A 12,308-nucleotide genomic window follows, 5' to 3' on the forward strand; every position below is an offset into this window, starting at 1 on the left:
TTCATGGCTCGGAATCCTCGCTCTGGCAGGGATCAAGACGCTTGCTGAGGGCATCCACAGACACGGAAACCGTTGGAATGCACTCGACGTTTCGACGGCCTCGAGTTCGGTGTGCCAGAAGGGCGGCGACGTCATGCCGATCACCAACACGTCCGTCGGCTCGACGTGGCCACCTGCGTACCGATATGCCTCAGCAGGCGGTCAAGACGCTTTGCGCGTCCCGCCGGTGGGGCCGCCGTCATTGGCCGCGCCGATCTCGCCAGCCGCCAGCAATTCGTCGAACGTCCGTTCGAGATCGGCATTGTCATCGGCTGCCGGTCCGCTGGGGGGATCCTGGCGTGTCAGCGTTTCCAGCCTTTGGTGAAGCTGGCGGTTCTCATCGCGGCAACGGGCATGCGCGAGTTCGTCGGTCTTGCCGCGCAAGCGGAGATCGGCGAGTTGAACCTTCACCGCGCCATAGTCTCGGCGCGCCGCGTCGCGCTCCTGGCGCAACGTCGCAATCTCGGTTTCCGAGGTTTGGCGCCGATGCTCGGCCACGTCCTCGGCGCGCTGCCCGACGCCCGGCGTTGCGCGGACCACGCTTTGATCGGCGGCGCTGCGCTGGAGCGAGCGCAACCTCTTTTCAAGTTCGACGGCCCGCTCCTGCGCGGCGGCGGCGCAATCACCGAGAACGCCGCGCTGATGCTCGAGCGTGGACAGCCGCACCTGCAGGTCCTGCTGCACCAGCATCTGCGCCGAAAGTTTGCCGGTCAGTCTTTCGTTGTGGATCTGGTCATCCGCGACCTTGGAACGAAGCAGCATGGTGGCCTGTTGCAAGCTTGCGAGCCGCCATGCAACGTCCTCACGCGCCTGCTCGGCGGCTTGCCTGGCGATGATCTCGTCGCGAAGTTGCCCCGACACGCGCGCCAGGTTACGGCCCAGACGCTCGACCTCTACATTCGCTTCGAGGAACCGCGTTGCGCGCTGGCCGGCATGCCTGTCCGCTTGCGCAATGGTCTGCCGTGCCCTGTCGAGTTGGACCTCCAGGTCGGCGATGGTCTTGCTCGCGATCGATAGCTCGCGCGATTTTCGCCCAAGCTCTTTCGAGGTGCGATCCTGCAAGCGCTGCAGCTTCGCCACCTCTTCCTGCAATTCCCATTTGTCGGTATCGGGAGCGTCGGCATCGTGCGTTTGCGCATCAAGCCTGCCCACATCGTGGTCAACCAACGACCACGCCAAGTCGTCAACGGCACGTGGATCCAGCCTGTCGTTGGACAAGGACGAGGAGCCGCGCATGGCGCGGGCCTGGCTCGAGCCCGTCCGGGCCGAAGTCGAGCCGAGGGAGGCGGCCAGCGTGTCTGACTGGGCCAATCCGGTCACGGGCTCCTCTTCGAAGAGAGGCAAAGCTTGATACGTTGCGGCTCGAATGCTTCGAATCAGTTCGTCGAAGTCTTCGTCGGCCCTTCGGACAACGGCGCTATCCTCCGCACTGATGTGCCGGGCGCCGTTGGCCTCATGATTCAGCGACATTTCTCTCTCATCGCTACCGAATCACTAGATTATCGTGAATTAAGAACAAGAATGCGAGTAGGTTTTATCGGCTTTCACTGGAAATTTCTGCGAGAAATCTCGCTTTTTTACAAGCAGAGATCAATATTCGCGTTTGCCTGCTGGCAACCGAAGTAAACTCCCGGTCACCCACCCATCAAATATTGCAGCGAAGATGTGCCATTCTCCAGAACCGCACCCTGCCTTTTCTCAGCGCCGCCCCAACAGGCTCTTCATGCGGTTGCGCAGCAGGCGGGCCATGTTGCGGGTCTCGCGGTAGAGGTGCAGTTGCGAGGCGGCCTGGCGGGTGAGGCGGTCGGCATCCGGCGCCAGGCCGATCACCAGCGTGCCCATCGGCTTGCGCTCCGCCCATAGCCGGCTCATCACCGGATGGTCGGGCACCGCGCAGGAATCGGTCATCATGATGTTGGGATCGTCGAGATGCTGCCTGGTCACCTCGATCATCAGCAGCGTGCCGGGCGAATAGCTGGCCAGCGTCTCGTCATAGGCCGTCTTCCAGGTATAGGCGATGCCGGCTTCGACGAAGACGATCAGGCAGGCGATGGTGCGGCCGTCGAGCGTCAGCGAATGGATGCGGCACATGTCCTGTTCGGCCAGCCGGTGCACGGCTTCGCGGGCGAAGGCGGCGCGGAAGCGGTCGATCGCCATGGCGGTGCGTTCGCGGCCTTTCCAGCCGGCGGCTTCCAGCGACAGGAAGCCTTCGATGGCATGGCGGATGTCTTCAGGGCCGCGCGCCACGACATGCTCAAGCTTGCCAAGGTCGCCAAGGCGCCGCTTCAGGCGGCGGAACTCGCGATAATGGTGCGCGCGCAGCGAGGCCTTCAGATAATCGTCTCCATCGAGCTCGCTCTCCAGCGCCGGGCGCTGGATCTGGCCGGTGGTGACCAGCGTCAGGCCGCGCGCCTCGGCCACGGTGGCAAGCAGGCTCGCCACCGGGCCATCGAGCCGGACATCGGCCAGGACGAAGACTTTCGGCAGCTTGAAGTGCGGGCGCGACAGCATTGAGAAGAAGTCTTCGACGACGCCGACAGGATCGTCGCGGTCGACCAGCGGCGTGCCGAGCGGACCGAACGGGCTCGACCATGTACGCATGACCGGCACGCCGAGCGGCACCACCGGCCGTTCCACCGAGAACGGCACCAGAAGGCGCAGCCGGTTGCGGTATTCGTCGCCGTCGCGGATGACCGCCAGCCGCACCTCGCGGTCCTCCAGCCGCGGCATGGCGGGCGCCAGGAAACGCGGGTTGAAGAACACGTTGGGCTCGACCGTGCGGGCGCAGAGATAATCCAGCTCCTCGACCAGGTCGAAGCCTGCCGATGGCGGATAGATGGCGAGCTTGCGCTCGGGCCGGTTGTTGGCGAGGATTTCAATGTGAGCGGGGTCGGCGTCGCGGGTCAGTCCGGCAAGGCCAGACACCATCGCGCCGGCAGTGCCGCCGCTGGTTTCCTCAAGCAACGGGATGGCAGCCATCACGCGGCTCCTTTCGGGGCTAAGAAGATGAGCATGGCGATGCCGAGCTTGCGCCACACCGTGAAGGAGAGCGCGCCGGCTTCGAAGATCATGGCAAAGGCGGTGGCCATTGCCGCGCCCCACAGGCCGAACATCGGGATCAGCACCACGTTGAGGGCGATGTTGAAGGCCAGCGTCATGGCATAGACGGCAGCACAGATGTTCTGGTTGCCGCTCATCGTCAGCAGGCTTTCGCAGGGGCCGACGGCGGCCCGCGCCACGACGCCGAAGACAAGCAGGAACAGCAACGGATAGCCTGATGTGAATTCAGGGCCGAACAGCACCAGCATCGGCTCGCCGAGCGCCAGCACCAGCAGTGCCATCAAGAGCGATGGCCAGAACGTCCACGACACCGTCTCGCGGGCGAAGGCGGCAAGCCTTTGCGGGTCGCCATGGGTGAACTGCGCATAGCGCTGGGCAACGCCGGCCTTGACGGCGAAGTAGACGAAATGCACCAGCGCCAGCGTCTTCACGGTGGCGAAATAAACGGCGACGTCGTTGGGATCCATATAGGCGCCGACCATCAGCACATCGGCATTGGTGAGCAGGAAGAAGAAGCTCTCGACCAGGAAGATCGGCAGCGAGACGATGAACCATTGCGCGAAATGCACCTTCATCGGCCCTGCCGGGATCTGCCGTTCCATGCGCTGGGTGACGCCGACGAGTTGTCCCAGCGTGGTGACGTAGGTGGCGGCGATCGAGGCGAAGATGGCGGTCCTGGCATCGGGTGCGTAGCCCGCAAACAGCATCAGCGCCATGAACAGCAGGATCAGCACGGGCCGCACCAGATAGGTCGGCGACAGGGCAAACAGCGCCCAGCTGTTGGCGCGTGCCAGGCCCGACAAAAGGTCGGACATGGCGATCATCGGCAGGCAGATGACGCCGAGGATGAACGGGATCACATAGTAGCTTTCGATCCAGGGTGCCGCCAGCCAGACGCCGAGCGCGCCGAGTCCGGCAATCAGCGTCGAGGCGATCAGCACGAACAGACGGCTGGCCAGCACGATGCCGCGCAGCTCATCCATCAAGCCGCGCTCGCGGTATTCGGGAATGTAGCGGATGACGGAGGTGTGGAAGCCCAGGCAGGCGAGGTTGCCGACGATGACCATCGTCACCCAGACGAGGACGAACATGCCATATTCGAACGAGCCCATCCAGCGTGCCATCAGCACCTGGCTGACGAAGGCGATGACGGCGCTGACGATGCGGATGGAGAAGGCGATGACCGACATGCGGCTCGCCTCGCCGCGCTCGTCGGCGGTGAACAGCACGGCATCGATGCGGCCAAGCAACGGCCCCATGCGCAGCGCCCAACGCTGCGGCAAGAACCGCCCGGCAGTCGTGGCCGCGGAAAAGCGCACCCCGATTTCTCTCCGTTTCCCGCTTCTTTTCAGGGTTCTGTGTAGCGGAGACACATTAAGAAAACGTGGGTAGGAAGCCCCCTTCGCCCGTCCCTATACGGGGAGAAGGTGCCGGCAGGCGGATGAGGGGCGGCGCAGGCGGTGGGAGATCGGGCTGTGCGCGACAAGACGCGCTATGCGCGACTTCGCGCGGGCAAATGGTGGGTCGAGCCGACAAGGCGTGTTTGCGGTCGCCGGCGAAGCGGCCTTCGCCGGATTTTAGCGGCCCGCAAACGCCGGCGCCGCCCCTCATCCGGCCCTGCGGGCCACCTTCTCCCCGTGAACGGGGAGAAGGGAAGGAAGAAGCGCCCTTACGCGAACGCCCCGTGGCAGTGCTTGTACTTCTTCCCCGAGCCGCAGGGGCAGGCTTCGTTGCGGCCGACTTTGCCCCAGGTGGCCTGGTTGTTGGGGTCGCGGTCTTCGGGGGCGACGATGGCGGTCGTCTCCGGGCGGACCAGGAGGGCGGTCTCGCCGCCTTCGAAATCGTTCTCGCCGGTGGTGCCGTCGATATGGGTGCCGAACATGTCGGGGGCTTCCGGAGGCGGCGCTTCGGCGGCCTGGCGGACCAGCTCGACGCGCATCAGCTGCGCGGTGACGGCCTGGCGCAGATTGCCGAGCATCGCCTGGAACAGCTCGAACGCCTCGCCCTTGTACTCCTGCAGCGGATCGCGCTGGGCGTAGCCGCGGAAGCCGACGACCGAACGCAGATGGTCGAGATTGACGATGTGTTCGCGCCACAGATGGTCGAGCGTCTGCAGCACAACAGAGCGCTCGACATAGTTCATCACCTCGGGGCCAAAACGCTCGGCGCGCTCCTTGGCGGCGGCTTCGGCGGCCTGCGCGATGCGCTCGCGGATGTCGTCCTCGGCGATGCCCTCTTCCTTGGCCCAGTCATCGACCGGCAGGTCGAGGTTCAGGAACTCGGCGATCTCGGCCTTCAGCCCGGCAACGTTCCACTGCTCGGCATAGGCGTTTTCGGGAATGGCCTTGGCGACGATTTCGTCGATGACGCCTTCGCGCATCTCGGCGATCGTTTCGGAAAGGCCTTCGCCGTCCATCAGTTCGATGCGCTGCTCGAACACCACCTTGCGCTGGTCGTTGGAGACGTCGTCATATTTCAAAAGGTTCTTGCGGATGTCGAAGTTGCGCGCCTCGACCTTCTTCTGCGCCTTTTCCAGCGCCTTGTTGATCCACGGATGGATGATCGCCTCGTCTTCCTTGAGGCCGAGCTTCTGCAGCATGCCGTCCATGCGCTCGGAGCCGAAGATGCGCATCAGATCGTCCTGCAGCGACAGGAAGAATTTCGAGCGGCCGGGGTCGCCCTGACGGCCGGAACGGCCGCGCAACTGGTTGTCGATGCGGCGCGATTCGTGGCGCTCGGTGGCCAGCACATAGAGGCCGCCGGCGGCCAGCGCCTTTTCCTTCAGCCGCTCGATATCGGCAATGATTTCCTTTTCCCGCGCCTCGCGCTCGGGTCCGACCGGCATGTCGCCGAGCTCATCCTCGATGCGCATCTCGGCATTGCCGCCGAGCTTGATGTCGGTGCCGCGGCCGGCCATGTTGGTGGCGATGGTGATAGCGCCTGGCTTGCCGGCCTGGGCGACGATCGCCGCCTCGCGCTCGTGATGGCGGGCGTTCAGCACTTCGAAATCGGTAAAACCTTCCTTGCGCAGGCGCTCGGCCAGCTGCTCGGACTTTTCGATGGAAGTGGTGCCGACCAGCGTCGGCTGGCCCTTGGCGCTGGCTTCGCGGATCTCCCTGACGATCGCCTTGTATTTCTCCTCGACCGTCCGGTAGACCTCGTCGTCCTCGTCGATGCGCACGACCGGCAGATTGGTCGGGATCTCGGTGACTTCGAGACCGTAGATGTTGCCGAATTCCTCGGCCTCGGTCAGCGCCGTGCCGGTCATGCCGGAGAGCTTCTTGTAGAGGCGGAAATAATTCTGGAAGGTGACGGAGGCCAGCGTCTGGTTCTCCGGCTGGATCGCCACATGCTCCTTGGCTTCGAGCGCCTGGTGCAGGCCTTCCGAATAGCGGCGGCCCGGCATCATGCGGCCGGTGAACTCGTCGATGATGACGATCTCGCCGTTGCGGACGATGTAGTCCTTGTCCTTCTGGAACAGCCGGTGCGCCTTCAGCGCGTTGTTGACGTGGTGGACGATGGCGACGTTCTCGACGTCGTAGAGCGACTCGCCCTTGAGCAGGCCGGCGTCGCGCAAAAGGTTCTCGAGCTTCTCGGTGCCTTCCTCGGTGAAGATCGAGGTCTTCTGCTTCTCGTCGATCTCATAATCCTGCGGCTGCAGCTGGATGATGAAGGTGTCGATGGTGTTGTACATTTCCGAACGGTCCTCGAGCGGACCGGAAATGATCAGCGGCGTGCGCGCCTCGTCGACCAGGATGGAATCGACTTCGTCGACGATCGCGTAATTGTGACCGCGCTGCACCATCTGGGCGCGCTCGTATTTCATGTTGTCGCGCAGATAGTCGAAGCCGAGCTCGTTGTTGGTGGCGTAGGTGACATCGGCGGCGTAGGCGGCGCTGCGCTCCTCGTCAGACAGGCCATGGACGATGACGCCGACCGAGAGGCCGAGGAACTTGTAGACGCGGCCCATCCATTCGGAGTCGCGGGTGGCCAGGTAATCGTTGACGGTGACGACGTGGACGCCCTTGCCGGCGAGCGCATTGAGGTAGACCGGCAGCGTCGCGACCAGGGTCTTGCCCTCGCCGGTGCGCATCTCGGCAATACCGCCATTGTGCAGCACCATGCCGCCGATCAGCTGGACATCGAAGGGGCGCATGCCGAGCACGCGGCGCGCTGCCTCGCGGGCGGTAGCGAAGGCCGGGATCAACAGGTCGTCGAGCGTGGCGCCATTGGCGATGTCCTGGCGGAATTTCGCGGTGCGGCCGACCAACTCCTCGTCGGAGAGCGCCCGCATCTCGTTTTCCATGGCGTTGATCGCCTCGACACGGGGCCGGGTCGATTTGACCCGACGGTCGTTGGAGGAACCGAAAACCTTACGGGCGAGACCGCCGAGACTGACCATCCAATGGTCCTTTCGATAGAATTCTCAATCTTGAGATGAGCGCCGGCCGGCCCCATCAATTCCACGTGAACACTGGCAAACACATTAGTGAACACTGGCAAACACAAAAAGCGCCCGGAAAACGGTTCTGGACGCAAAGTCGTTGGACAGATAAGAGGGGGCTCAACTGATGTCAACGCCGCGCTGGCCCTGCTGGCTGCGCCAAATTCCGCCACAATCTGGCCGATCTGGAAGCACCCCTCTTAACAATCCCCACCGGAGTCCACCCTATGTCCCTGTTGTTCTGCCGCGCGTCGCTCGCCAGCCTTGGCTTGGCCGTCGGCCTGTCGGCCCTTTCGCTCTCGCCGCTGATGGCGCAGCAAACCGCTCCCGCCCCGGCGGATGCAGCAGCGCCAGCCGCGGCACCGGTCGATCCGAATAAGGTTATCGCCACGGTCAACGGCCAGCCCCTGACCGAAGCCGATCTGGTGCTTGCCGAAGGGGAATTGTCGCAGCAGTTCGCGCAATTGCCGCCCGAGCAGCGCCGTGCCGCAGCGCTCTCGGCTGCCATCGAGATCCGTGTCATGGCCGCCCAGGCGGTCACGTCAGGGCTCGACAAGGATCCCGACTTCCAGCGCCGCATGGCTTTCCTGCAGCAGCGCGCGCTGCATGGCGAGATGGTCGAGAAGGGCGTCGTCGACAAGGTCACCGACGCCGAGGTCCGCGCCCGCTACGACCAGGAAATCGCCAACACGCCGCCCACCAACGAGTTGCATGCCCGTCACATCCTCGTGAAGACCAAGGAAGAGGCCGAGGCCATCATCAAGCAGCTCGACGGCGGCGCCGACTTCCAGAAGCTCGCCACCGAGCACACCAGCGATCCCTCGGGCAAGACCAGCGGCGGCGATCTCGGCTGGTTCGGACCTGGCCAGATGGTGCCGGAGTTCGACAAGGCGGCCTCCGCGCTCGAGGTCGGCAAGTACACCGAGCAGCCGGTGCAAACGCAGTTCGGCTGGCATGTCATCAAGCTCGAGGACAAGCGCACCAAGCAGCCGCCGGCCTTCGACGACGTCAAGGACCAGGCCAAGCAGGCGGTCATCCGCGACAAATATTTCGCGCTGGTCAAGTCGCTGCGCGCCGGCGCCAAGATCGAGATCCCCGACGCGAACCTGAAGAAGACGGTCGATACGCTGGAAAGCGCCAAGTAAGACCGATAGGTCTTCGAAAAGGGCGCGGCAGCCAGGGGTTGCCGCGCCCTTTTTCATTGCCGTATTTTTAGGGGGCGGGCGCCGCTATGCCTCGCATCACGTAGTTGACCGCCTTGCCGATGGTGGCTTCGTTCTCGTCGAGCCGGTTGGTCAACAGATGTCTCCAGGCGAAGGAGGCGATCAGGTCTGCGACAACGGCTGAATCGATTTCGGCCGGGATTTCGCCCCTTGCCTTGGCGCGTTCGATGATCTGGCCGGTATGGGAGCGTCGGCCCAGCGAGTAGTCGGCAAGGGCCGCGGCAGCGGTCTCGTCCGACTGCGCCTCGGCGATCAGCGACCGGAACACGCTTCCCGACGATGTCTCGCGCCAGTGGGTGAACAGGTTTTTCAGGAAGCCGACGAGATCCTCCTCCAGCCGCCCGGTATCGGGAACATCGACGCGCTTCTGGCGCTGATAGACCTCAAGCAGCAATGCCGCCTTGCTCGGCCACCAGCGATAGATGGTGGGTTTGCCGGCGCGGGCCCGCCGCGCCACCGCCTCGATCGAGAAACCGGCATAACCGGCTTCGACCAGCACGGCCTCGGCGGCTTGGAGAATGGCCTCGGCGCTGTCGGGGTTGCGCCGCGCACCGATCGATCTGCGCGCCGCATCGGCGTCCTCGGCCATCTCTGTCGTCCTCGCCAACACTTCGCCGGCAATATAGGCGACCCGACGCTCAAACGAAACGGCGCGTTTTCAAGCTTCAGGAACGGATGGTAGCGGCGGGGTTAAGTTCATTCTCTGAAAGTCTACCTGCGTGTCGGTTGGCGAAGCTCCAAACGCAAAAACCCGCCGGGCGGCGGGTCACTGGCGCAAATCAGCACCATGGGCAAAAATGTAGCATAGCTGCCCTCACCGAGTCAAGAAAAAAATTCCTATCGCCATGAGGCGCCGCCAGCTTGAATTGCCCGGCTGGCCGTGGGATCACGCCTACTGCATCGCCTGCGATGTCTCGGATTCGATACGCCAGCCGCCGCCGGCCTTGACCAGCCCAAGCGTAACGCGCGCCTTGCCGGTCAGGCGTGCCGCCGACCTGTCCTTTGGAAGATAGTCGTAGCGCATCGCAAAGACTGCCTCGGCGCGATCTTCGCCCTGTGGAGTGACCTCCAGGCTGCCGGCCTCCATGCTTAGCGACCAAGAGGTCCACTGCGCAAACCAGTCGGCCTTGATCTTGACGATGGCGTCGGCGTCGTAGCGGGTTCCGAAGATGAAGGCGGATGGGCCGTAGAGCCGCTTGACGGTCTCGCTCATCGCCCCGGTGTCCGGCGTCAGATAGTCCTGGCGCAGGAATTTCTCGATCGATCCCTTGTCGTCGCCGACAGAGCGTTCAAGTGCGGCCACTTCCGTTGAAGGCGCCGGCGCCGCGGGCGGCCTTTGTGGCTCTGCGGGTTGTCCGTCCGAGACGAATTCGAAGCGTTCGAGCAGCGATCCCTGCTCCCAGGGGCGCTGGGTTTCGCGGGTTTGCGAAACCACGTCGCGGCGCACCGCGATCATCATGTCGTTGATGCTCTGGCCGGGCTCGGCGATGTGGCGCAGCAGGGCGGCGGCGAAGGGCGAGTTGCGTCCGCTGCCGTCCATGGCGACAGCGCCAGGTGCCGTCGAGAAGGCGATGAACGAGCCGCGCGTCGAATCGAATTGCGCCAGCCCGGCCAGCGCCTTCGCCGAGCGCGTGGTGGCGGTGCGGCTGAGACTGCGGGCGAACGGATTGTTGCGGCAGGCATCGAGAAACACCAGGCTGACCTTGGTCTGCTGTTCCATGATGTCGAGGACTTCGTCGATCGGCACTGCTTCGAGCTGCAACTTGACGGGCACGTCCAGCCTGGCGTCGACCGGCACGATGTAGTTGCGCCCGTCGACCTGCAGGCCGTGGCCGGCATAGTAGAAAAGCCCGACGCCGGCGCCCTGGAGCGCATCGGAAAACGCGCCGATGCTGCGTTCGAGTTCACGCTTGCCGAGATCATTGCCCTCGATGACCTCGAAGCCGATCGAGCGCAGCTTGTCGGCGATGTCGAGGGCGTCGTTGACCGGGTTGGCCAGCGTGCCGGCTTCGGCGTAAGTGCCGTTGCCGATGACAAGCGCCACGCGCCGTTGCGGCTGCGCATCCGCGCTCAGCAGCAAAAGTCCCAGAAATGCCCATGCAAGGATCGCAAGCCTGCCCATGGGGCAGATCATAACGCCATCGGCCCCGGTGACGCCACCGGATTTGAAATGCAGGCCTAACCACGAGCGGGTTCGAGCTCCCGGGCAAGAGCGACGAAAACGCCCTTGCGCCCGCGCGGTCTATCGGGCAAACCGGCCTTCCCCTGCGATTTTTCCCGCCCGAGGCCTCCATGTCCACGACGATTTCGCCGCTCGCGCCGAAGAAATACCCGAAAATGCCGGAAATCGATGGGGTGCGCATCGCCACCGCCGAGGCAGGGATAAAGTACAAGAGCCGCACCGATCTTTTGACCATGGTCTTCGATGAAGGCACCGCGGTCGCCGGCGTGTTCACGAAATCGAAATGCCCTTCGGCGCCGGTCGATTTCTGCCGGCAGAATCTCGGCGCAGGCAAGGCCCGGGTGCTGGTCGTCAATTCCGGCAACGCCAACGCCTTCACCGGCAAGAAAGGCCGCGAGTCGACCGCGCTGACCGGCGCGGCGGCGGCGAAGGCGGCCGGCTGCACGGCAGCGGAGGTTTTCCTGGCCTCGACGGGCGTCATCGGCGAGCCGCTCGACACCAGCAAATTCAGCCACCTGCTGGCCGGGCTGGTCAGCAACGGCAAGCCCGGGCTGTGGACCGAGGCGGCAAAGGCGATCATGACCACGGATACCTATCCGAAACTGGCGACTGCGACCGTCAAGCTCGGCGATACCGAAGTCACCATCAACGGCATTTCCAAGGGCGCCGGCATGATTGCGCCCGACATGGCGACGATGCTCTCCTTCATCGCCACCGATGCGCCGATCGCCGCCCCCGTCCTGCAGGATCTGTTGTCGCGCGGCACGGCCAAGACCTTCAACGCGGTCACCGTCGACAGCGACACGTCGACCAGCGACACGCTGCTGATCTTCGCCACCGGCAAGGCCGCCAAGCGCGGCGCGCCTGACATAACCGATCCCAAGGATGCCCGTCTCGGCGCGTTCCGCCGGGCGCTCGGCAAGGTGCTGAAATCGCTGGCGCTGCAAGTGGTGCGCGACGGCGAGGGCGCCCGCAAGCAGGTCGAAGTCACCGTCACCGGCGCCAAATCGGCGCGCTCGGCCAAGCGCATCGCGCTGTCCATCGCCAATTCGCCGCTGGTCAAGACGGCGGTCGCCGGCGAGGACGCCAATTGGGGCCGCGTCGTCATGGCCGTCGGCAAGGCCGGCGAACCCGCCGATCGCGACCGGCTGTCGATCTGGTTCGGCGACAACAGGCTGGCGCATGAAGGCGAGCGCGACCCCGGCTACTCCGAGGCCGCGACGTCGGCCTACATGAAGCGCGACGACATCCGCATCCGTGCCGATATCGGCATCGGCCGCGGCAAGGCGACGGTGTGGACCTGCGATCTCACCAAGGAATATGTCGCCATCAATGGCGATTATCGGAGCTGACGGTTTTG

Annotated in this window: 8 protein-coding genes; 2 read left to right on the top strand and 6 right to left on the bottom strand. The window is 64.3% G+C overall.

The window, feature by feature from the left end; all coding sequences use genetic code 11:
• Positions 1-201: 201 nt before the first annotated feature.
• The 4 genes from AC0L24_RS22160 to secA form a co-directional block, all read right to left on the bottom strand.
• Complete coding sequence (locus AC0L24_RS22160) at positions 202-1,509, bottom strand: coiled-coil domain-containing protein (protein WP_127809220.1); 1,308 nt, start codon at positions 1,507-1,509, stop codon at positions 202-204.
• A 228-nt stretch (positions 1,510-1,737) separates the two neighbouring features.
• Positions 1,738-3,018 carry a GNAT family N-acetyltransferase gene (locus AC0L24_RS22165; protein WP_473564154.1) on the bottom strand — a complete coding sequence of 427 codons (1,281 nt, stop codon included), beginning with the start codon at positions 3,016-3,018 and terminating at the stop codon, positions 1,738-1,740.
• Positions 3,018-4,418: a lipopolysaccharide biosynthesis protein gene (locus tag AC0L24_RS22170; protein ID WP_473564155.1), complete on the bottom strand. Its 1,401-nt coding sequence runs from the start codon at positions 4,416-4,418 to the stop codon at positions 3,018-3,020. Before AC0L24_RS22170 ends, AC0L24_RS22165 begins: the two co-directional genes overlap by 1 nt.
• Positions 4,419-4,768: 350 nt before the next feature.
• Entirely contained in the window at positions 4,769-7,501 is a 2,733-nt protein-coding gene (gene secA / locus AC0L24_RS22175) for a preprotein translocase subunit SecA (RefSeq protein ID WP_473564156.1), read from the bottom strand.
• A 269-nt stretch (positions 7,502-7,770) separates the two neighbouring features.
• Between secA and AC0L24_RS22180 the strand changes: the two genes are divergently transcribed.
• Positions 7,771-8,688, top strand: a complete 918-nt coding sequence (locus AC0L24_RS22180) for a peptidylprolyl isomerase (protein ID WP_127809224.1) — start codon at positions 7,771-7,773, stop codon at positions 8,686-8,688.
• A 67-nt stretch (positions 8,689-8,755) separates the two neighbouring features.
• Here the strand turns inward: AC0L24_RS22180 and AC0L24_RS22185 are convergent, their stop codons facing one another.
• Entirely contained in the window at positions 8,756-9,355 is a 600-nt protein-coding gene (locus AC0L24_RS22185) for a TetR/AcrR family transcriptional regulator (protein WP_473564157.1), read from the bottom strand.
• A gap of 303 nt (positions 9,356-9,658) precedes the next feature.
• Positions 9,659-10,888: a caspase family protein gene (locus AC0L24_RS22190; RefSeq protein WP_473564158.1), complete on the bottom strand. Its 1,230-nt coding sequence runs from the start codon at positions 10,886-10,888 to the stop codon at positions 9,659-9,661.
• 170 nt (positions 10,889-11,058) lie between these two features.
• On the opposite strand from AC0L24_RS22190, the gene argJ reads away from it, so the two are divergent.
• Positions 11,059-12,300 carry a bifunctional glutamate N-acetyltransferase/amino-acid acetyltransferase ArgJ gene (gene argJ, locus AC0L24_RS22195; protein WP_127395661.1) on the top strand — a complete coding sequence of 414 codons (1,242 nt, stop codon included), beginning with the start codon at positions 11,059-11,061 and terminating at the stop codon, positions 12,298-12,300.
• Positions 12,301-12,308 lie beyond the last annotated feature (8 nt).

It is taken from the genome of Mesorhizobium sp. WSM4809 (assembly GCF_055811655.1).